Here is a 22,684-nt window from a genome sequence, read left to right as displayed (position 1 = left end):
ATTTTTTCTTGTTTTCAAGGAAAAAATCATCGACAATGCGCGCGTTATGCCAGAAATCAGTCGTCAAGCCATTGTTCCCTATACCTGTGCGGAAATGTTCGATCTCGTAAATGATATCGAAGCCTATCCGCAATTTATCCCATGGTGTCAATCTAGCACCCTTCATTCTCATAACGAACATGAAATTCAAGCCAGTTTGTGTTTTGCCCGGGGTGGGATCAGTAAATGTTTTACCACATGTAATCGCATGCAACGGCATAAAATGATCCAAGTCAAATTAATCTCAGGGCCATTTAAACGCTTAGAAGGTTATTGGCTTTTTGATGCGCTGAATGAAAAGACGTGTCGAGTGTCATTGAATTTAGAATTTGAATTTGCGGGAAAATTAATTAGCTTGGCGTTTGGTCCGTTATTCCAACAAGTGGCTAATACGCTGGTGGATTCTTTTCGCAAACGGGCTATCGAAGTCTATGGTAAACGAGAAACCCATGATTAACATCGAAATTGTTTACGATAATGTCGAGCGTCAAGAATTTATAGGGCTGAAAATTCCAGCAGGTACTACTGCCGAGGAAGCCATTATTCAATCGGGGATAATAGAGCGTTTTCCAGAATTAAGCCTTGCCACACTGTGTGTGGGTATTTTTAGCAAAAAAATTAATTTAAATCACGTCTTACAATCAGGCGATCGCATAGAAATTTATCGACCCTTGCTTATCGATCCGAAACAGGCGCGGCGCGTGCGTGCGCGAAAATAGCGACAATAAGCATTAAGAGCCTGCTCATTGAGTTTGGATAAATTGTATCCTATTGCTCAAAAACAACGAACTCCGTCTGACCGAGTGAATTGGTAATATGCCTTAGTTGGTGACAATAATTTGGCTTACCCGCGAAGCTTGGTCAAACACAATAGTAACCCGTTTTTCAAATTTAGGTTGGCCAACATTATCCACCGTATACACATAATCCCAGCGATTGGGACGGAAGGTATTATTTAATACGGGAGTTCCCATAATCTCTTCGACTTGTGCTTTAGTCATTCCACGGTGAAGTTGTGGCACCATTTGTGGGGTAATGACATTACCTTGTTGAATGTTTACTAAATGAATTTGCGATAACAGTGGTTTACAGCCGCTTAATAATAGGGCGGCTAGGCCACTGATAATAACGCGAGTTAATCTCTTCATTCGTCTATCCTTTGCTGATACTGGACGTCATGATAACGAAGTGCTAAGGGTTTGTGAAGCTATTCCCAATCATAAACGCAATTTTCTACCTCATCGACTGTGGATTGATTTTCTGTGGTTAGCATGTCCTCTAAGCCAGCAAAATCAAATAAATTGCGATCCATTAATTGACTTGGCTTCACGCTTTGCAGCGCGTGTAACATATTGCTAGGAATTTTGGGATTGTCTTTAGCGAGTTGTTGCAATAAATTAGCGATGCGTTGACGCGCTAAATTCGTTTGCGAGCCACATAAATTGCAGGGAATAATCGGAAATTGTTGTTCCTTGGCATAGACAATAATATCTTTTTCTTGGCAATAACTTAAAGGGCGGATCACAATGTGGCGTTTATCGTCGGTTAAGAGTTTGGGCGGCATCGAGCGAATTTCGCCAGAATAGAATATCGACATTAATACGGTTTGAATTAAATCATCGCGATGATGTCCCAGCGCTATTTTATTAAACCCATGTTCTTTGGCGTAACGATAAATAATCCCGCGCCGTAAACGTGAGCAGAGTGAGCAAAATGTTTTACCCTCAGGGATTTTTTCTTTGACGATGGAATAGGTATCGCGGGTTAAAATGGTAAAAGGAATACGATGCTGAGTAAACCACGCCCGTAATTGGCTGTCGTCCCAGCCGGGTTGACTTTGATCTAAGGTAAATGCGTGTAATTCAAATTTAACTTTTGCGCGTAATTGCAATAGATAGAGCAGGCAAAGTAGCGTAAAAGAATCTTTCCCACCCGATAAACACACCATGACCCGATCACCGTGTTGAATCATTTTATAATCATGAATGGCCTTGCCGGTATAATGAAGTAATTTTTTTTCAATGGTTGAATGGGTAAACATAATTTTAAATGACCAATTAATTGCAAAAGCGCGAGTATAACATTTAAAATGAAGACGACATATACCCAACGCACTTCAAGAGGCAGCTGAAGACAAAATCTAGAGTTAGAGATTTTCACTGATTGTCGAAGTGATTTATCTTAATAAATACCTATTTTTCCTCTTTTTTTGCGAAAGCTTAGCGAACGCACTTATTACCTAAGGCCTGCGACTTAATCTCCGACTCCCCGCATCTTCATTGGCGAGCGGTATAGAATGAATATATGCTTCTGTAGCTTTAGCTCAACCACTAAACTTTAAACGTCAAGCATAAAGAATTTAACCTATCTCATGGATTTTTTCACGAGCGCTGGCGAATATTACCGCGGAAAATCGCAGCGAAACGTGCTACCTACCTTGGGTGTGCTTTCAATATGAAGTTTGGCGTTATGCCTGAGTAAAACGTGTTTTACGATCGCAAGTCCAAGACCCGTACCGCCGCGAGCATTGGTGCGTTCATTTTCCGCGCGGTAAAAACGTTCGGTTAAATGCAGTAAATGTTGCGGATCAATGCCAACGCCGGTGTCGGTAACACTAAAATGTAAACCCTCGTTATCGGCATACCAACGCAATAAAATACTGCCACGCGCCGGCGTATAATTGACAGCGTTAAACACTAAATTAGAAAAAGCACTGCGTAATTCCATGCGCGATCCATAAATCGTTTTTCTCGTATCAATGCGTAATTTAATATCATGATGATTTTGATTACTTAAGGCGAGCGCATCTTGTAAAATAGAATGTAATAATTCTGGCATATCAATTTCAGTGCTGGATTCAGGTTGCATGGTATTGGTTTCCATGCGCGATAATAATAATAAATCTTGGACAATTTGTTCCATGCGAATGGCTTGCTTTTGCATTTTGCCAATCATATCTTGCCAGAGTGTCGGACTTAGGGGCACATTTGGATGGCTTAATCCTTCTAAATAGCCTCGGATCACAGTCAGTGGGGTGCGCAATTCATGTGAAACATTCGCGACAAATTCTTTGCGCATTTTTTCTAATTTTTGAAAAGACGAAATATTGTCGAGATAAATAATTTTTTGATCGGTTAAAAAAATAATCGAGAGTAAAAAAGTTGCAGGTGGACGCAGTTTTCCATCTAATTCAATTTTTTGGTGTGATATCGGAGTGTTGGCTGATAAATATTCGCTAAATGCTGCATCGTGAATTACCTGATCAATAGGCTGATGCTGATGACTATCGTTTAACAATAAGGCCGTTTGCGCAGCACGATTAAACCAGTCGATGGTATGATCGAGGTTGACCATAATAATCGCAGTAGGTAAATAATTAGCAAATAATTTAGCATCCATTATTGTCTTCATTGAGTTTTTGTTGCGATTTTTTAATTTTAACTGAAAACCGATAGCCACTGCCACGCACCGTTTGAATTAAATCTTGTGCGCCACTTTTTTTCATCACGTTACGTAAACGACGAATTTGCACATCCACCGTGCGTTCATCAATATAGGAATTCGTTCCCCAGACATGATCAATAATTTGGGCACGCGTATAAATTCGGTCTTGATGGATCATAAAAAAATATAATAAGCGATATTCAGTTGTGGTTAGTTTGAGCAGTTCTTCATTAATTAAAAGCGTTTGATTGGTGGTATTTAAACAGAGCCCAGGTAAGCGAATTAAACCCTGTTCATCTTCGGGAGTGACGCGTCGGAGCACCGCTTTAATACGGGCAAGTAATTCTCTTGGAGAAAAAGGTTTAATCATATAATCATCGGCGCCAAAATTTAAGCCGCGCACGCGACTGTCTTCTTCCGCTTTGGCCGATAGCATAATAATTGGAATTTCTTGAAAAGGCGTGGTACTGCGAATACGACGAATAATTTCGACCCCACTTTTACCGGGCAACATCCAATCCATTAAAATTAAATCGGGTTGGCGATCGTTGAGTTTTTTGATGGTGCTTTCTTCGTCTTCGGCTTCAATACAATCAAAGCCTGCGATTCTGAGATTAAAGCAAATCATCTCGCGGATGGCGGCTTCATCATCGACAATGAGAATAAGTTTTGTTTGATTCATGGCATTTTTCTTCTGGTTGAATGAAATTCGTTCATACTCGCCAATATTTGACGTGTATATGACAAAACTCAGTTTAAAAGGATGATTATACCCTATTTTGTCATAATTGTGCAGAATTTTATCAAGGGGGAGGGGGTGATCTCATTAAAATTTAGCTAAAACTACTATAGCGATAGAGGGGAAAGCCTCTCATCACCGGCTTTTTGATGGAGACAATAAAGCAAAGCATAGGGTTACTGCTTTTGTTAGTATCTGGCATTGTATTTGGCTTGTTGAAGTCAATGACAAATATTAAAAAAATAGTTTTGAATTTACTGCAGATAGTGAAAAAGCTATGAAGCGAATTAGTTTAAAACGGCGACGAAAGCTTGCTGGATGGGATAACCCATTTTTAACATGGCACTAAGTGCTAAATTTTAATGAGGTGATCCCCGGTATAAAAAGTTGACAAAAGTACAGTTTCAAGAGAGAATTGTGCGTTTTATAATAAAAAAATAAAAAAAGTAAACGCTCAATGAAGTTTAAGCTAAATTTAAAATAAAAAAAATAATTACGAGGTTATTTTCGGTGCATAGCAGCTACTCAACAAAAACTTACACAGATGACAATAAGACTAATCAGGAAGAAGATGGATGCGATCTTGAGGACACAGTTTCTAATTGCTCATCCTCATCCTCATCCACTTGTTCTTCAGTAGCTCAAGATTCATCAAAGCCTAGACCTATGCAGCAACAGTCAAAACTAGTGACACAAAACTCAGAGGTTCTGAGTGGCTTAAATGCCTTAAATTCATCAAGTTTTCCTATACACTGGCAATTAGCCACCGCGATTACGACAACCATCTTAAGAATTACCATTCAATTTCGTGAAGAATCATTAGGAAAAAAAATCCCTCAAACTAAAAATGCTTATTATCAGTTTTCAACATTTCCCAAACCTATCATCGTGACGCAAAAGAGTGTAGCCAATGCTATTTTCTTTAATGAATTTCCGCAAAATGCATTATTATCACGTATTCGCCATGATATTCCTGGAAAAAAAGCAGGACCAGAATTATTAATTTCCGACTTACCAATCCCCAAAGGATTAAAAGCGATTCAAAAAGAATTGTCCTTCGCTGAATTTTGGGAGGCTGTGGAAAACGGTGATATTACTATTACTGCAATTAACAATCAGACAATTGAATTTCGCTATCCTGCTTGGAACAAAAATATAAATGCCTGCGAAGATCATCAGAATACTGATATTACTTTTATACTAAACTTTGAATCTGAAGCGAACACTAAAAATAATCAATTACGCAAATTAATAGCTGAGCATTGCAAAGATGAATTTCCTCCTGAGGCAACAATATTAAGTAGAATGCAATCCTCTCAGAATTTACCTGATAATTTTAAAGAACCCCTGAGAGTAATCTATGAATTTTTAATTAAACACAAAACTTCACATTCTGGTTTTCTTTTATCGATGCGTGTCACACAGAACAATGAAACTCCATATGTAGAGCCCGTTACCGTTCTTGCACATAAAAGAACAGGGTTAATTATTCGCTCAGACTGCGATTTTCAAGGGATTAGTTGTTTTAAAACTCCATGGAGAGAATTCGCTGAAAACCCCATTTCTTTATTAAAAGAAAATACGGATGAAGTTAACAAAAAAGCACAAGCGGATATTGTTAACGCAATCAAACATTTCTGGAAAATCAGCAAGAAAAAATTATCTCTTCATGAACCAGATGAAATAGTTAATTTTAGAAATAAAATACTTGAAGCACTTAAAAATGATATTTTGCAGGATTTCCATACAACCACTAGAAATCGATACGTGAGCTTAGATGACAATGATGAAGAACTTACTAAATTAATAGCAGAACATTTTTATTCTCGATTTACTCATGGTTATAAACCTGGAGTGGGTTCTCCTTTATTAATATTTGCTGCTGTCATCATGGAGTTTTTATATCGAACACTTTTATCGAAAAAATATCCTGCATTAATAAAAGAATTGTCACCCGATCAACTTAAAATTGCGTGTAATTTAGGACAGCATCAAGCCGATGATCAATTTAATGCCGTTAATACACAAAAAGTCAAAGCCAGTCCACCAGAAAATATTTCAGCATGGCTTCCCAGAGCAACAGCACAACAAGCATTATTGCCAAACCATGAATTTGATAAATTTTTTTCATCATTAGCACACGCTGACACACTTCTATTGCAACGATTTATACGTGGTCTGGTTATGCCGTTACGTTTGATAACACATCAAGCAGTAATTACTTGCAATGCATGGATGGAGCACACGGATAACATGGTTACTAGTGGGCAACGCTTTTCAGTGAGTAATCGTTATATGAATAGCGCCGCAAACACGAGCTCGTCTTCCTCTGCATCCTCTGCAAATACTACCGATCTTGATTTAACAAAAAAGGATTGGTCACGATATTTTAGTCATGTTACACCTACTCGACCAACCCCTTCTACGCCTAGAGGCACACATTTGCAAGAACCCACTCTCCCATCAACCTCTTCAGTGGAGGATTATGTTCATATTGCGATGCGCTGGTTAGTAACCCATGGAAATGATATTTTTAATACGGAAAAAGATTTTTTTGTTAATGGCGTAGATTCTTACGAAGCAATTGCAAAACAATTATCAGCCATTCAGGTATACAGTCAAAATACATCTTCTGGCATGACTTCAGCACCGCCAACTTCACCCGCAACACCCAGAAGAGAAGATCTTACTGCTAGCTCTACCAGTACAAATAATAGAAAAGTCCGGTTACCTCCTATCAACGGGGGAAGTAAAACCTTGCTTTCCTCTCAGCAAACACAAATAGTATCTTCAAGTTCAACTGCTCATTCTTCCTCAAGCATCAATGCTTCAAGACGTGTTTTACGATCCAGCACTCACAGCCCAAGTGGTACGATAAGTACTCCTAAACCACCTTGTGATTCCACTTCCGTTACTACATCTGTTGCTGCTCAATTTTCGAGATCATCCGCATTAACTCCGGTGAGAGTCGTTTCTTCGGGATTCCTCCCTCCCTTATTTTTTAATCAAGGGAGTACTTCCGATCAAGGAGCCTCCTCAACTTCAAATGTAGATAATTCATTCGCTGCAACTCCACGTAGGAAGCAAAAAAAAGATGGACAAACACGTCCAAATGCTGAGCATACTTTAACTCCTCGTCGGAAGGAAAAAGGTTAAAAAATTATTTTCAAACAGGTCTTCCGCTGGTGGGAGATTGGGTGTACAATTTTATACACATAGAAGCAATAAACTTAGTGTAAAATTTATGTGCAACTGTGTGGTGTAACTGGTTAATTTGAAAAGATTTTGGAGAATAATTATGGCAATGGGAATGAGTCAGGAAGAATTAAAAAATAAATTAGAATTAGCACACAAAAGTTTGCGAGACAGCGTTGAAAAAGTTCAAAGCGGTTATTTAAGCAGCTGGCAAGCCTTTTTAACAATGTATAATCTTTTTAGTTCTCCTCAATCTAATCAGTCTGCTCCAGATAACCTGTCTGGCTTAGAAAAAAGCTTCAATAACTTTAGTAACGAAGATTTTTCAGACGAACAAGACATTATAGACGCTATCACAGAATTTCGATCGGTTCTTAAGCAATACCAAGATCAACTTCAAGCAGTTGAAAAAGCATCACATGCAACACACTCTCTACCATCTTCAACACCTGCTCAAATGGCCAGTATGGTTGGTAAATTTGGCAGTAAAAATTCTTCTCGAGCCGCGCTTGGCACTCTTGCAACGAGAAATCAAACTGCAAATGCACTACCAGTGTCTGGTAAGCGAGAACAAAACATCGCTCAACCTATTGGCCAGAAAAAAAGAAAGGTTTGACGAAGCATCTTCCCGCGATTTAATAGCATGAACTCTCAGATATGAAAACTAGATTCACGTCTGCGCGAGAATAACGAGAGTTGCTTCTCTGGTAAGGTATACAGTGCAGAGTATCAGTTGGGATTAATTTACGCTTATAATCGTTACTATGAAAAATTCATTGACTTTAAACATGTTGTGCTTGGTTTCTTTGCTAAAATAGATGCCCACCAACAGAAAGTCATTTCAAGAATTACCGATAAATTTCGATCATTGGTTTTACCCTTGGCCGCATCTTCATGTCCGTTGGGTATATAATATTGGCACAATTCTAGCGTCAAGATCGGCAAGCGCCACAAGGGCGCTTAGGTTAAGAAATTCTTAGGTCAACTCAGGAATATCTCAGGTTTCATCATCAAGAAAATCGCTGATATTATCTTTGAAAAATTGTTCCTGTTTTATGTGATCTTCTACGGCGGCTAAAAAAATCATAGCATAATAATCCGGATTAATATTTCTAATTAATTCACTTTCGTGAATGATAACGGCAGGTGATTTTTTAATAATTTGATTAGACTTATGATCAAGTAATTCGATTAGACTATAGGGAAAGCAGGGTAATAGAGTTTGTGCCATAACTTGGTAACGAAAAATATCGACATTCATTTTCTGCATAATTTTCTCCTTAATCAGCAAAAATAGAGTTTGGTTATTACCTCATGGGCAAATGAAAATGATTAATCACTCTCAATGCTAGGAAATTTTGTTCTCACTAGACCTGTATTACAAGTAGGATTTTTATAGGTTGACTACAGGTGTTGGCTACACTAAACTCTGTTGACTTGTAATTAGGAAAATAATGCATTGAGTTGATAATGAAGGGAATACAGAAAAGTTTTAGACCTAGCATGAACGTATTGTTAATGACGAATCTGATTTTAATGATTGGATATATTACGTTTAAGATCTCACTCTCCGCCTATTTAGATCATGATGGTTACAGCCTCAATCAAGCCTACTCTTTGGCAACAACATCATTATCATTATTTGCAATTTGTTGTGTGATTTGGGGGTATTTAAATAGAAATATTGAGCAACGTAAAATTTTTATATTAACGTCTTTGTTTATTCTTGCGATTTCATACCTATTCATTTTATCTTCAATTGAAAAAATTCAATTACTGGGAATAACATTTTTTGTTATAGGAGGGAGTCTTTATAGTACCAATATTACTTTGCTGGTCAACGAACAATTTGATGATGTTGCTTTACGCCATCAGGGAAATCAGGCTATGCAGTGGGCATTAAATTTTGGATGCCTCTTTGGTGTTTTTGGTTTAAGCATGGCTCCCACCTATATTACGTTTAAATCCTTATATTTATTCAGTGGCATATTTGTTGTATGTTCATTTATATTTTTGTATTTTTTTAAAAAAAATATTCAAGAATCCCATGCAAGAAAGTTAACAATAAAAAACCATTTTTCATTAATAATAAAATTAGCCTGGCTATCGACTCTAGTATGTGTTCTGCTAAATCTACCTTCTTTAACACGATTACTGTCGATAATGTTATTTATAGCATGCGTGATATACGTATTATTTTTAAGCTTTAAGGAAAAAAATCAAAAATACTTCCAATTTGTAATCATACTAATTCTATGCATATTTGTGTATTGGTTGTCATTTTCGATATTTTCCAGCCAGTTTGCTATCTTTTTGACGAGTCATGTGGAAAATAAAATTATGGGAATTACGGTATCACCGCTAATACCGCTTATTTTCGATCCGCTGGCTAATTTGATTTGTGGTGGAGTTATCTACTATATTTATAAATTAAATGCAATTAAAGAAACTAAAATGCTGATTGCCAGTTTATTCTTAAATTTTTTAGCATTTATGCTACTTTTTATGTCAATCAAATTACTCAGCAGCAATAATAAAATTGAAATTTTTTGGCCTATAGTGTGTATTTTTTTATATGCAACGTCAGAGTTTTTGCTCATTACTACCACGCAAGCACAAATTAGCACGCTCATAGAAGACAAAAAGCGACAGGGGTTATTTGTTGGGGTGCAACGTTTATGTGCGGCATTTAGTGCTACCGTTGCCTACTATCTGATCCACCATACCAATTCTAATGTAGGCTTTGGGCTAAAAAATATTCTCAGCTCGAAAAATTTGTATTGTTCAGTGATGGTAATTTCTCTAATTGCCCTTTTTCTGCTTATTCTATTTAGAAAAATTGGGATATTTAAATTATGAATAATTCAATACTCTGCTCAAAAATCGACATTTTCTGAGTCATTCTCAGAAATTTTAAACATGCTCTAAGAAATCGTCGTACTTTCATCTTGATCACATAAGTTGTTTAAAATAGCCTGATAACCCGCATGAAAATCGGGGTAGAGCATTTCGTAGCCGGTTTCGAGTAAACGTTGATTGCTGACGCGCTTATTGCCGCGTAATCCATGGGGATCGTCGGTTTGAATTTGGGTGTTTAAAATCGGTTGGTTAAGCATTTTTGCCAGCCATGTCACCACTTCATGTTGGGGCGTTGGGCAATTATCGGTAGCGTTATAAATAGTGTGCGCCAAGCGCGTTTGCGAAATTAAATGAAGAATAATATGCGCTAAATCATCGGCATGAATACGATTAGTATAATGATTAGCAAGTATTATTGTTTGGTTACGAATTTGTTCGATGAGGTGTAAACGTCCTGGCCCGTAAATTCCCGCTGCGCGTACAATGATATGATCGACTGCCGCTGCTTGTAAAAGAGTCTCGGCGCGCAACATCATCCTTGCGGGAAAATGCTGAGCACCGAGGGGGGAGTTTTCGTCTACCCAGCTTCCATCGACTTGGGGGTAGATCGATGTGCTTGAAGTAAACGTTAGGGAGGGACTTAACTTTAGTTTGCTAAAAAACTCTAAACAATTTTCTAAACCGCGCACATAAATATCCTCGTACGCAGTTTCAGTGTGTTGATCGGCACTTGCACAATACACCACAGTGTCGATGTCAATGGGCAAGCGATTAATTTGATTTTTATCGGTTAAATCGATGGAAATACACGGCACGTTATCGGGGATCGATTTAATATTACGACGCACGGCCATAACCTCGTGGCCTTGTGCAAGTAATAATTTAGCGAGACGCACGCCGATATCACCACATCCTAGAATAACGACTTTTTTCATGTGGCGACTCCTTCCACTTCAGTTTCCGTTTGAAATTCTAAAATATCCGCGGGTTGGCAATCGAGATATTGGCAAATTAATTCTAACGTCGAAAAACGAATAGCACGCGCTTTACCCGTTTTTAGAATGGATAAATTTTGCGAAGAAATTCCAATTAATTGTGCTAATTCATTTAATTTCATTTTACGTTTCGCCAACATAACATCCAAATTAATAACGATGGGCATGGTTTTATCATCCTTAAATGGTGAGTGCTTGCTCTTCTTGCAGTTGACACGCACGCCCCATCACCCACGCCACCACAAAGGTGACGAGTGCAATAATGACTACTAATACATCCGAGGGACTGAAATACACCCAAATAAAACGTTGTGCTTGATTAGGATTGGGTAGTGTTAACACCAAGCTAATCGCAATTTGGTAAAAAGGATAAATTAATTCTGAGAGCAGCAAACCCACGGCAATGCGCTTAATGCAACTGACATTTTGCAGGGTAAAGATAATATCGTTAGCATATAGTTTAAAAAGTTTGGATAAATGATAGAGAATAAAAACCATGATCATTAAATTTGGGAGACTCACAAAGACGGCAAGTAATTTGGTTTTCCACGTGGGATTATAATACACGGGTAAATTGGGGGTTAGTAATTGGAACCAATGCGCAGAAAATTCATGCTGGTGACTGAAGGTTGCCCAATAAGACAAAATTAATGCGGGTAGCACTAGCATCATTAGCATGAATAAAATGGATAATGTTTTACAAAGCGCTTTCATGGCGGTTTGAAACCCCTTACTTAAATCTGTGAGTTATTATAACGCGAAACCTAACTTATTCAATAAAAAAATCACGATAAACATGAATTATTTGGTGTTAATCATGGTTATATATGTACTTAGTAGTTTAGTCAGTAATAAGTCAGGTGCATTTCAAAATAGATTATGTAAAAATTCGACAATCTCAACTTATCGTTTTTTCTCATGAAATTGCTTTCAATCATAAAGTTTTTTGGTAAATTGCCTGACGCGTTTTATCTGCGTTTTTATTTATGCAACTTAGGCTTAGCCTATTTAGTAGGAACACGTTATCTTGCTCACTTAACGTATACCGTGGGAATGAGTGGTGAGGTGGATGTAAGTTTAAAAATACGTGTGTGGGTTTTAGCCATTTTAATCTATTTAGGCCAACTGGCCTTATTGACACTGATCCCCCTGTTCGGCATCTGGGTGCTTTGGATAGTAAAAATACCCGAGCGGTTAATAAAGGGTATAGCCGTTATAGGTTACTCGCTATTTATTTTATTTTTAATTATCGATACTCAAGTTTATGCGTTATATCATTATCATATTAATGGTGTCATTTTTCATTTAGTGTTTGGCGGAGAGTTTAGTCAAATTTTTGTTTTTTCCTGGGCAGAATGGATAAGATTTTTTTCCTGGATCATCTTGGTTTTTAGTTTACAACTAGTGGCGGCTTGGTGGAGTAATCAGCACTGTAGGCAAAAAATGAATTCTTGGATCATCATCAGTATTTTTTCAATGGCCATGCTATGCTGGATGACCTCAGTATTAGCTTATGCCACGGCGGCGATGAAGGGTGCACGAATATTTATGGATGTAGGACGTGTGCTGCCGTTTTACGAAACCATTATTTATAGTTTAATGCCCACGCAAAATATTCTGCAAAAACTCGTCACCAAAAATGCACCGTATTTTTTGCAAGCCCCGCAAGCGACACATCGCCTGAACTATCCATTACAACCCTTAGTCTTCCATACCCCAAAACACTTACCGAATATTTTATTTATCGTCATTGATACTTGGAGATATAATACCTTAAATTCAGAGGTCACTCCCAATATTCAGGCATTTTCACAAAAAGCATGGCGTTTTCAACAGCATTTTAGCGGAGGAAATTGTACAGGACCTGGAATTTTTTCATTATTTTATGCGCTGCCTTATAGCTACTGGTCGTCGGTTAAACAAGAAAAAGTAGCCCCATTATTCATTCAACAGTTATTACATGATCATTATCAACCGGCAATTTTTGCGAGTGCCTCGTTAAAACTACCCGCATTCAATCAAACCGTCTTTTTAACCATTCCAAATTTAAAAGTCGAAACACCCGGCAAGCACAGTTATGATCGGGATGCGACTATTAATCAAGAATTTTTAAATTTTTTAAATCATCGTCATAAGAACCAACCTTTTTTGGGATTTTTATTTTACGATAGTGCTCATGCCATAGAATTTCCACCTAATTTTCCTGCTCGATTTAAGCCCTGGTGGAAAAAAATTCGCTATACCGATCTCACCAACCAAACCGATCCAACGCTTTTTTTAAATCGCTATAAAAACGCCGTATATTATGACGATAGTTTAGTAGGAAAAATTTTACACGCCTTAAACGAACAACATGTGCTTAATAATACTGTAGTAATCATAACAGGTGATCATGGGCAAGAGTTCAATGATACTAAACGAAATTATTGGGGACATGCGAGCAATTACACTCATTATCAAGTGCAAACCCCGCTTATTATTTATTGGCCGCACCATGCGCCGCGGATCATCAATTATCGTACTACTCATTATGATATTGTGCCTTTTTTAATGGAAAAAATATTGGGTTTGCAAACGTCGAGCGCGGCCTATGCAGTTGGAAATTCCCTGTTAAATAAACAAGATCGCAGTTCTTTTTTAGTCGGGAGTTATATTGATTTAGGTGTGATTGATAACACAGGCTACACCACCATTTACCCCACTGGAAATTATCAAGTATATGACCCAAATGCAAAGCCATTGCCTTCTGCACCATTAAATCTACCCGCGCTCAAACAGGCTTTTGCTCAAATGCGACAATTTTATCGCTGAAACTAGGATAATATTTGACAGGAGTTTTGTACTTGCGCGAAACTCCTATTCGATTGAATTTTTACTAAGCTTGCGCTAATAATATCAAGCAACACTGTTTAAGGAGAAAAGTTATGAAAATTTGGAATATAGTATTAAGTGCCGTGGTAGCAACTCAATTGGTAGCTTGTGCGAATTATGTCGAACAAAAACAAGCAGCAAATTGTTTTCCAGGTACGCAATGTTATCAGCAATTACCGAAAAATTTGCAGCAAGCCAAACGTCAACAATGGTTAGCGCAGCGGCAAAATCAATTACAAGACCAACGTCAACAACGCAATGGTTCTTTATGGGCCGTTAAACCTGTGAGTGAGTATTAGCACTACAATTACAGAACAACGACAGTACCGCGTCAATTTTATTCTAAAACTAGAATATAGCCTAATTTTGGGCTATACTACCTAGGAGCTAACTTGATATGACCACACTACAACCACTAATTTGGATAGGCTCATCTCGAACAGATTTAAAAAGTTTACCTTCTGAGGTTCAAGATGATATCGGTTATAGTCTATATCAAGCACAGTTAGGCTATTTTCCTGATCAGGCAAAATTATTAAAAGGTTTTAGTGGGGTGGTAGAAATTATTTGTAACCATAATAAAAATACTTATCGCGCTATTTATGCTACTAAAATTGAGAAAAAAATTTATGTGTTACACGTATTTCAAAAAAAATCAAAACATGGAATAAAAACACCTAAAGAAGATATTGAACTTATCAAACGCCGTTTGCAAACGGCACATGCAATAGCAAGAGGTCAGTTATGAAAAACCAATCCATTAATTCCGACGAAATTTGGGAGCAGGGTTCCGAAAATGTTTTTGCCGACCTTGACATGCCTGATGCTGAAGAAAAGCTAGCTAAAGCAGAGCTTGCATTTAAAATTAATCAACTACTTAAAAGAAAGAAACTTAAACAAGCAGAGGCAGCAGAAATTCTTCATGCCGATCAATCTAAAATTTCCTTATTGAATCGTGGGCGATTATCTTCATTTTCGATAGAGCGCTTAGTGCGATATTTGAATTTGCTTAATCAAGATGTTGAAATTGTGATAAAACGCTCGAGCAGTCGAAAAAAACAAGGAAAATTGCGAGTAGTTTATTTGTGATGATGCTCGAATAAACTAGAAAGTAGTTATTATTTATTTTTCACCCCGCTCATAAGCCCCGTCCCAATTGGGCGGGGGAGGGTTAATTAAATAATCATTAATACGATTGAGCATCAATTGATAAAGTATTTTTTGAGGATGATCTTGATTCAGTTTTTCAAAAAGTTCATTAGCCATGTGCCATTGTTGCGAAAAATAATATTCCAAGGCTTGTTCGTGGAGCGTGATTTCTTCGCTTATTGCTGGAGTAAGATTGTTTTGGTGGCAAATTAATTCAAACACTTCTACCGCAGTATGTTTACCTTTTACTAGCACGCGATCTAATTTCCGAAAGACATAGTCAGGAGATTTTTTGCGGGTTTCAGCGCCAACTGCGATTTTAACTCCGTAATATTTAGTGGTACCCTCAATTCTTGAACCTAAATTGACGGCATCGCCCAATACGGTGTAAGACCGCCGAAATTCCGATCCCATATCACCTACATTCATAATCCCGGTGTTAATACCAATACCAATATTAAATTCAGGAAGATTGAGTGCGCGAAATTCTGGTTTTAATTCATTGGATTTTTCAATCATCGCTAAGGCAGCTTGACAAGCGTGTTGGCGGTGATCGAGATCTTCCACGGGTGCACCCCAAAAGGCCATAATCATATCGCCCACATATTTATCAATAGTACCACCACAATTAAAAATAATTTCCGTCATCGGGGTAAAATATTTATTAAGTAATTGACGTAATTGCGCCGCAGCTAAATTTTCTGAAATGGTGGTAAAGTTACGAATATCGGCAAATAATACGGTGAGTTCGCGAGATTCTCCTTCAAATCCATAGGCAGAGGGATTTTCAGAAATGCGTTTTACATGATCAGGCGGTACGTATTGTCCGAAAGCTTCGCGCAACGTGCGACTTTTTCGATTCGCAAATAAAAATCCATATAACATATTTAGGGATGCTAAAGTAACGATCATTAGAAGAGGAATGCTGGTTGAAAGTAACCAATGTTTAACATTCCATAGCCAAAGATCACCACCAATGACCAATGCAACGCTGAACAATGCTACTAAAGATAGCGTTAGTGGACCCAAAAATGGTAACAAAAAAGTTAATATCAATCCCAAAGTTATTATTGTTAATAGCTCAGCACCTTTATTCCAACTGGGTTCGTAAGGAAATTGTTGTTGTAAAATACCGTTGGCAATGTTGGCATGAATTTCTACGCCAGGATAAACAGGATCAACAGGGGTGGTGTGGAGGTCGCCCAATCCCAAAGAAGTGGTGCCAATAAAAACTAAAGTATTTTCCAATGCCTGTGGTTTTAATTTTTTTTCTAACACATCACTGGCAGAGTAATAGGGGTAACGTCCTTGTTTGCCTTGATAGGGCACAATGACTTGGCCATGAATATCGGTGGGAATAATTTGTTTGCCTAAGGCAATAGACTCTAAACCGATATAATCATCAAGTTTAATAAAATTAGGGATAATCTCGTCGCTTAACAAATACGCTTTAGCAGCAGATAATCCTAATGCCGGATATAATTTATTTTCATAGCGAATCACTAGCGGCGTACGTCGAATCACTCCGTCGGTGTCGCGTGCGGTGGTGAGAAATCCATGAAACAGTGTTTGTTGTTGTAAGGTGGCAATGTTGCTGGTATATCCTGGAAATGAAATTAACATTAACTGATTAGGATTAAATTTTTCAATAATAAAAAAACTTTCCGGTAATTGCCCCTGCGAAAATTTTTTATCATGATGAAAAATAAACCCTAATACAATATCATTATTTTTAGCAATTACATCACTGAGTCTTTTATCATGATCAAAATGTTGAGAAACATTTTTAAGAGAGTTTTGTAATTCTTGATCGGTAATTTGATTACTGTTTAATATGGTTTCTGTGACATTACGTTCCTCTTCAGAGAATATAATGTCAAAGGCAATAACAATAGCTCCATAGTCACGCAAATTTTCAATTAATTGTGCAATTTTATGACGTGGCCACGGCCAGCGTCCTTCCCGACTTAAGCTTTTTTCATCAATATCAATAATGGCGATGGGCGTGGGAGCAGGGGAAGAGGGCAACGTGAGGCGCACGCGTAAATCATACATTAAATAATCTAAACGATGTAATACGTCACGCACGATAGGGTTAGGAGTAATCGCCGCCCACACAGCAATCACTACCACAATTATTCCCGCGATGAGGGGATACATTTTTTTGGTCAAGCGAGCTATTAACACCTCAGCGCTCCTGCGTCGTGTTAGCTTATCAGCGTGATGTGACTTTATTCCCCGAGGCTTGTCTCGGTTACAAAGCCTTGGACTTGCCAAAGGGGGAGAAAACCTAGTTCTTCCCTTTGATCACTCAGCGCATTTTCATACCGCGTTGAGCGAAATTAATTGAATTCTTTTGAAATTTCCCTTCCTTAAACTGAGTATAGTTCATCCTAGATGAAACGTTCGAGTTATAAACAATAGCTTGCGCAAAATCTCTGAGCTTGGGTTAATTTGCATAGGTTCTGCGTAATGTTTTGAATAAAATGTCGTGTGCAGCGGATTGAGCAAGGAGTGTAGAGCAGTATATAATGCGGCAATATTTAAAACCGTCGATTAAAAATTCATGTTAATTCATACTCTGATTGGTATTGTCTGCGCTTATGGCATCGGTTGTTGTTCGACAGCCTACTACGCCGTGAAATTTTTACAAGGAAAGGATTTGCGCCAACTAGGCACGGGGACGTTGGGTGCTCGCAATGCGAGCCGTGTGTTGGGAAAAAACTGGGCGTTAGTCATTTTTTGGCTTGATATGTTACGAGGAATGCTGGCGATTGCAGTCGCCTATGGATTAGGTTTAACCGACTGGGGCATGGGAAGCTGTGTGGTGGCGGTAATTGCTGGCCATATTTGGCCACTGCACTTGCGATTTCAGGGCGGCAAAGGTATTGGCGTAAGCTTAGGCGCCTTACTGGTGTGGAATTTTCCGGTGATGTTATGTTTTGGTCTGTTGGGGGTTTTAATTTATTTAATTACTCTGCGCTTTAAGCTAACGGGGTTGATTACCCTACTTTTTTTACCCATTTTTTCCGTCTTGTTATTGCAGACCCCCGCACATTATATTATGTTACTCGCGATTGTGGGGATGCTAGTGTTGGCGCATTGGGAGAATATCCAAAAAAACCCTTGCGCGACTTCCCATTAAAGCTATCGTTGAGTCAAGGAACTGAGGTAATTGTATTGTGTCAAATAAAGAAGTGATTTTTAAATTTGCGAATGAAGATTGGGAATTTGAACAAATTCATCGTTTGAACTACGCCGCATTTGTCGAAGAAATTCCGCAGCACGAACGCAATCCCGAAGGCAAATTAATCGATAAATTTCACGAAGAAAATCGCTATTTAATTGGCATTTGCGATAATCAAGTCATTGCCATGGTTGCCTTCCGCGATCAACGTCCATTTTCACTCGATTTCAAAATGGATAATCTCGATAGCTATTTGCCTAAAAATGCCAAACATAAAAAAATTGTGGAAATTCGCTTATTAGTGATTAAGCAACAATACCGTTTTTCCCGTATTTCCCACGAATTATTAATGCAATTGATGATCCATGTTTGTCATCATTATGATTTTGTCGTCGTTTCAGCGACAACGCGTCAGCAAAAACTCTATGAACACATGACCTTCAAACCGTTTGGCCCAATATTAGGTGCTGAGGGCGCACAATTTCAACCGATGTATGCGTGGGTGCAGGAAGGCTTGGAACGCATTCCCCAGTTACGGGAACGTTTTAATCAATCACGCCAAGAAACGCATAAAAAATCGCAAATTCTTTTACAGCCTGGTCCGGTGATGGTGAATCCCGCGGTACGGGTGGCGTTGGTGGCTCCCAGTATTTCACATCGTAGCGATTCCTTTCGACGGATGATGGATGATTGTAAACGCGCATTGTGTCATTTAGTGAATGCTGACGATCTGGTATTTGCTATGGGATCGGGCACTTTGGCTAACGATATTGTGGCCGGCCAGTTAGCACAATTGCCAGGACGTGGTTTAATTTTATCGAACGGAGAATTTGGCGATAGGCTTGCCGATCACGCACGCCGATTACAATTAAATTTTTCCGTCTGCAAGATTGAGTGGGGTGAGTGTTTCACCCACGAAAAAATTGCAGCAAGCCTATCTGCTCATAATGATTGGGGATGGTTGTGGGCGACGCATTGCGAAACTTCCACGGGTATTATTAACGATTTGGATTTATTAAAATCCATCGCGCGTCAATATGAGCTGCAATTAGCGCTTGATTGCATCAGCTCGGTAGGATTAATTCGCGTGGATTTGGAAGAAGTGTTTCTCGCCAGTTGTGTGAGTGGCAAGGGTTTATGCAGTTATGCAGGCTTAGCCATGATCTTTCACCGCGAATTACCCGCGCAACACCGTCCCTTACCTCGCTATTTAGATTTAGATTTTTATATTAAACACAAAGGTATTCCTTTTACGTCGTCTTCGCATTTAATGCGTGCTTTAAAACAAGCTTTATTCAGTGAAGATTATATGAAACGCTTAGGTCGTCTGTGTGAATTAACGGAATGGTTAGAAGCGCAATTAAAAATCCTCGGCGTGCAAATTATTGCGCCTAGCGCGGTGCGTAATCCTGCTGTTCTGACCTTTGCTCTCCCCACCGATATTAATAGTCAATTGGTGGGCGATGCGCTCGCGCAGGCAGGCTATTTATTAAGCTACCAGAGCGGCTATTTAGCCGAGCGCAATTGGCTACAAATTTGTTTATTCGGCGGGCATTACGATAAAACCATGTTTAATCATTTATTTGAAATTATCCAACAGCATTTGGAACCGCAGGTGGTGGCGTGTTGAGGGTCATGGCTATTATTTTATCGGCTTGCACTTTAAGATCCTCTAAGTCTGAGGCTTGATGCCGCATACTCAAAGTCAGATGTATTTCCGGCCTGAACTTTTGGTTGTGTATGTTGATCTAGAGAAGGATTTGGTTCCTTTTGTTGATATTCTTTGGGTTGAGGAACAGCCGTATTATTATTATGGTTAGATTTGGTTAGTTCAACACTTGAACTTTTATTATTATCGTTATTTACGCATAACTGCTGATTTATAATAGCATGAGAAGTCTGATCTGTTTTTGATAGCTTGTCGTATTTCTCAAACTTGTCGTGTTCGTCAAAAACGTCCTCCCAGCTTAATTCTTGCGATTTTTTTAATTCTTGCAAATTCTTTGCAGTTTTCGATTTTTGTTTTTTCTGAATAACTGCGATGAAAACAAAAGCTATCGTCGTAAACGCACCAATGAGGGCAACAAGTCCTAGTCCCAGTTTCTGAGCAAGATTATATTTTTTCTTGGTAGCTTTAGAAAATTGTTTTAATGGTTTATCCGCAGCTCTGGCGGCTGGTAAAAAATTAGCATGAACATCGGATAATTTGATTAATGCCACGTGATAAGACATCGCATTGCGATGATGACCGCGATTTAAATTCTGGATAATTCCATCATTAAGCCTATTCCAATCACTCATGGCGAGCGGATCGGCTAACAGGGTGGCTACAGCCGCAATGACTACGGCTGCGCGATCGCGATTGCTTTTACATCCCACGGCATTCAAACTTTGCTGCCCTTGCGCTAACTGCGCCAATGCTGCGCGCATAATGCTGCGTTGATAGGAAGGTAATTGTGAAAAAGTGGGATCGCCATTTTGTAAACGGCGCAATTGCACCGATGCTCGCAAACGAGTGGCAATTTCACTGTTTAATTCTGCTGGAAGTGCTGTATTATTAGATGATAAAAATTTTTTATTATCAAGTTCATTTAAAAAATTCATATAATTTTTTGGAAGGATATTTTTTGAATTTTTAATAAAATCTAAAATTTCTGTAAGCTTTGTATTATCATTGTCATCTGAAAATTTAATTTTTGTAGAAAAAGAATTATACGTAGAGAGTAGTTTTTCATGAATAGCTTCATCATCTATCTCGTAATTAATAATCGACCCATGAACAAAATAACCCGTATTGCTACGGACATCGTTTAATTGATTAACGGCATCGTTGGTGTGAAAAAAATAAATAGGGATAGTGGCGTTTTCTTTGTTAACATAATTTTCTGGATTGCTAGAGTAGTCTTTTTGCACCGCGGCTAAGGCTAGTTTCGCAGTTTCAACAAAATGGGTATTATTATCTTTTTGCCCATGGCCATCATACCAATTGGGTGATAATAAATTAATATGATTGGCATAAAAGGGTTGTTCATTAGCAAGATCACCATATAACATTTTATATTGTTTGATTGCAGAGTTGAGTTGTGTTTTAAAAATTTCTTTGTAAATATCAACAGCAAGATCGAATTGAATTTCTTTAGGTAATTCATAGCAAACCGGTGTACCGAGTCGAATAATGGTACCGGCTTGACGAGTGATGACTGAGTCATTAACGTTATTGGATGATGAACTACTGGAAGAGTTTGGGTTATTATATTCATAAACAATCGAGTGTTTATGAACGTTAGCAGGCAAAGGCAGCCATCGCGCCGAAGGTGGGGCAGATAAGCCATTTTTTATTATTAGCTCTTTATGATTTTGAAAAAACTTTGCAAGCCAGGTATTTTCAGGTTGAGATATTTTTTTGCCACAAATTTTTTGATTCGCAGCTTGAAACCATTTCTGGTTAGTATCGAACTCCGCATTACCTGGATAATAATAGCGTTGGTAATAGTCCTCGCTAATTTTAAGCAACTTGCTATTTTCCGCGAGTGTATCATTACCGATAAATTTACCCCTAGTACTAATTTCTTTGTTTTGTTGTAACATCAACGCACAATCGCGCGCAGCAATTAATTGCTGTTCAGCTTCTGTTCTGTTGAGCTTGAGTTGTGTTTTGAGAAGTTTAACGCATTCCTTTTTCAGTGCAATGGCGTCATTAATAGTAAAATTCTTAGTTTGATTATTTAATTTATTAGTGTATTCCAAAATAAGTGTATCAAATTTGGCTATCGTGCTATCGGCTTTAATAATCAACAAGGCTGATAATAAATTATAAGCTTGGATCTTAGCGGTACATGTATCTAACATATCATCTAGTTTAGGTTTATTACTTGATCCGGAAGCTTGTGTATACTCAGTCGTGCTAGATGAGGTGCTATTTTGAGTGCCTTTTGAGGTTAATAGCGCTTGTGTTGTGTCACTATACTGTTGTTGCAGCTCAAAAACCTTTTTATTGAATGTCTCGATAGTCGGAACTTCAGAGGTATTTGGGGCGCTATGCATATCATCCTCACTTTCTAATTTATTGTTATCTATTGTAAGCATAGACTAGGATACAAATTTTGCCATTCACCCACTGAATAGGTCTAAAAGATTCTTTATCGGTTTAGAAATGAAGAGCAGGGAGTGAGATTTTAAGGATATGAGGATTTTATGTATAGGTGA

At 38.2% G+C, this 22,684-nt stretch carries 21 protein-coding genes; 11 read left to right on the top strand and 10 right to left on the bottom strand.

Translation table 11 applies throughout. The annotated features are described in order from the left end of the window. Positions 1-46: 46 nt before the first annotated feature. Together KIT27_05070 and KIT27_05065 are read left to right on the top strand one after the other, a co-directional pair. Positions 47-496 carry a type II toxin-antitoxin system RatA family toxin gene (locus KIT27_05070; protein MCW5589019.1) on the top strand — a complete coding sequence of 150 codons (450 nt, stop codon included), beginning with the start codon at positions 47-49 and terminating at the stop codon, positions 494-496. Beyond that, positions 489-758, top strand: coding sequence for an RnfH family protein (locus KIT27_05065; GenBank protein ID MCW5589018.1), 270 nt, complete (start codon positions 489-491; stop codon positions 756-758). Before KIT27_05070 ends, KIT27_05065 begins: the two co-directional genes overlap by 8 nt. Positions 759-860: 102 nt before the next feature. Here KIT27_05065 and KIT27_05060 read toward each other — a convergent pair whose 3' ends face one another. The 4 genes from KIT27_05060 to phoB form a co-directional block, all read right to left on the bottom strand. Continuing rightward, the gene (locus tag KIT27_05060) at positions 861-1,187 is read right to left on the bottom strand and encodes an outer membrane protein assembly factor BamE (GenBank protein MCW5589017.1); all 327 of its coding nucleotides are present in this window, start codon (positions 1,185-1,187) and stop codon (positions 861-863) included. Between the two features lie 59 nt (positions 1,188-1,246). Continuing rightward, positions 1,247-2,080: a tRNA 2-thiocytidine(32) synthetase TtcA gene (gene ttcA, locus KIT27_05055; GenBank protein MCW5589016.1), complete on the bottom strand. Its 834-nt coding sequence runs from the start codon at positions 2,078-2,080 to the stop codon at positions 1,247-1,249. A gap of 359 nt (positions 2,081-2,439) precedes the next feature. Then, positions 2,440-3,438, bottom strand: coding sequence for a phosphate regulon sensor histidine kinase PhoR (gene phoR / locus KIT27_05050; GenBank protein MCW5589015.1), 999 nt, complete (start codon positions 3,436-3,438; stop codon positions 2,440-2,442). Continuing rightward, complete coding sequence (phoB, locus tag KIT27_05045; protein MCW5589014.1) at positions 3,428-4,165, bottom strand: phosphate regulon transcriptional regulator PhoB; 738 nt, start codon at positions 4,163-4,165, stop codon at positions 3,428-3,430. The genes phoR and phoB overlap by 11 nt, the downstream gene beginning before the upstream one ends. A gap of 723 nt (positions 4,166-4,888) precedes the next feature. On the opposite strand from phoB, the gene KIT27_05040 reads away from it, so the two are divergent. Together KIT27_05040 and KIT27_05035 are read left to right on the top strand one after the other, a co-directional pair. Then, complete coding sequence (locus KIT27_05040; GenBank protein MCW5589013.1) at positions 4,889-7,378, top strand: hypothetical protein; 2,490 nt, start codon at positions 4,889-4,891, stop codon at positions 7,376-7,378. A 142-nt stretch (positions 7,379-7,520) separates the two neighbouring features. Next, positions 7,521-8,033, top strand: a complete 513-nt coding sequence (locus tag KIT27_05035; GenBank protein MCW5589012.1) for a hypothetical protein — start codon at positions 7,521-7,523, stop codon at positions 8,031-8,033. A 381-nt stretch (positions 8,034-8,414) separates the two neighbouring features. Here KIT27_05035 and KIT27_05030 read toward each other — a convergent pair whose 3' ends face one another. Beyond that, a complete protein-coding gene (locus tag KIT27_05030; GenBank protein MCW5589011.1) occupies positions 8,415-8,687 on the bottom strand; it encodes a hypothetical protein in 273 nt (90 codons plus the stop codon). A 248-nt stretch (positions 8,688-8,935) separates the two neighbouring features. Between KIT27_05030 and KIT27_05025 the strand changes: the two genes are divergently transcribed. Then, positions 8,936-10,276: a hypothetical protein gene (locus KIT27_05025; protein MCW5589010.1), complete on the top strand. Its 1,341-nt coding sequence runs from the start codon at positions 8,936-8,938 to the stop codon at positions 10,274-10,276. Between the two features lie 65 nt (positions 10,277-10,341). Here the strand turns inward: KIT27_05025 and KIT27_05020 are convergent, their stop codons facing one another. Genes KIT27_05020 through KIT27_05010 form a run of 3 tightly spaced genes read right to left on the bottom strand, consistent with a single transcriptional unit; the run spans position 10,342 to position 11,985 of the window. Further along, a complete protein-coding gene (locus tag KIT27_05020) occupies positions 10,342-11,211 on the bottom strand; it encodes an SDR family oxidoreductase (protein MCW5589009.1) in 870 nt (289 codons plus the stop codon). Next, positions 11,208-11,438, bottom strand: a complete 231-nt coding sequence (locus KIT27_05015) for a helix-turn-helix transcriptional regulator (protein ID MCW5589008.1) — start codon at positions 11,436-11,438, stop codon at positions 11,208-11,210. Before KIT27_05015 ends, KIT27_05020 begins: the two co-directional genes overlap by 4 nt. 13 nt (positions 11,439-11,451) lie before the next feature. After that, entirely contained in the window at positions 11,452-11,985 is a 534-nt protein-coding gene (locus KIT27_05010) for a DUF2975 domain-containing protein (protein ID MCW5589007.1), read from the bottom strand. A gap of 204 nt (positions 11,986-12,189) precedes the next feature. On the opposite strand from KIT27_05010, the gene KIT27_05005 reads away from it, so the two are divergent. From KIT27_05005 to KIT27_04990, 4 genes are all read left to right on the top strand, one after another. Next, positions 12,190-14,082 carry a sulfatase-like hydrolase/transferase gene (locus KIT27_05005; GenBank protein ID MCW5589006.1) on the top strand — a complete coding sequence of 631 codons (1,893 nt, stop codon included), beginning with the start codon at positions 12,190-12,192 and terminating at the stop codon, positions 14,080-14,082. A 113-nt stretch (positions 14,083-14,195) separates the two neighbouring features. Further along, on the top strand, positions 14,196-14,441 hold the full coding sequence (locus tag KIT27_05000; GenBank protein ID MCW5589005.1) for a hypothetical protein: 246 nt from the start codon (positions 14,196-14,198) through the stop codon (positions 14,439-14,441). A 98-nt stretch (positions 14,442-14,539) separates the two neighbouring features. Further along, positions 14,540-14,890 carry a type II toxin-antitoxin system RelE/ParE family toxin gene (locus KIT27_04995; protein MCW5589004.1) on the top strand — a complete coding sequence of 117 codons (351 nt, stop codon included), beginning with the start codon at positions 14,540-14,542 and terminating at the stop codon, positions 14,888-14,890. Further along, positions 14,887-15,231, top strand: a complete 345-nt coding sequence (locus tag KIT27_04990; protein MCW5589003.1) for an XRE family transcriptional regulator — start codon at positions 14,887-14,889, stop codon at positions 15,229-15,231. The genes KIT27_04995 and KIT27_04990 overlap by 4 nt, the downstream gene beginning before the upstream one ends. 33 nt (positions 15,232-15,264) lie before the next feature. Here KIT27_04990 and KIT27_04985 read toward each other — a convergent pair whose 3' ends face one another. Next, a complete protein-coding gene (locus tag KIT27_04985) occupies positions 15,265-17,463 on the bottom strand; it encodes an adenylate/guanylate cyclase domain-containing protein (protein MCW5589002.1) in 2,199 nt (732 codons plus the stop codon). A 394-nt stretch (positions 17,464-17,857) separates the two neighbouring features. Between KIT27_04985 and KIT27_04980 the strand changes: the two genes are divergently transcribed. Both KIT27_04980 and KIT27_04975 read left to right on the top strand, forming a co-directional pair. After that, positions 17,858-18,436 (top strand): glycerol-3-phosphate acyltransferase, encoded by a 579-nt coding sequence (locus KIT27_04980; protein ID MCW5589001.1) that lies wholly within the window; start codon positions 17,858-17,860, stop codon positions 18,434-18,436. Positions 18,437-18,473: 37 nt separating this feature from the next. Further along, a complete protein-coding gene (locus KIT27_04975) occupies positions 18,474-20,108 on the top strand; it encodes an aminotransferase class V-fold PLP-dependent enzyme (GenBank protein MCW5589000.1) in 1,635 nt (544 codons plus the stop codon). 32 nt (positions 20,109-20,140) lie between these two features. Here KIT27_04975 and KIT27_04970 read toward each other — a convergent pair whose 3' ends face one another. Then, entirely contained in the window at positions 20,141-22,522 is a 2,382-nt protein-coding gene (locus KIT27_04970) for a hypothetical protein (protein ID MCW5588999.1), read from the bottom strand. Positions 22,523-22,684: the final 162 nt, after the last annotated feature.

Source organism: Legionellales bacterium (genome assembly GCA_026125385.1).
In the GTDB taxonomy this organism is placed as follows: Bacteria; Pseudomonadota; Gammaproteobacteria; order JAHCLG01; family JAHCLG01; genus JAHCLG01.
Note: the sequence above shows the minus strand (reverse complement) of the source record. Positions and strands in the feature narration are given on the sequence as shown.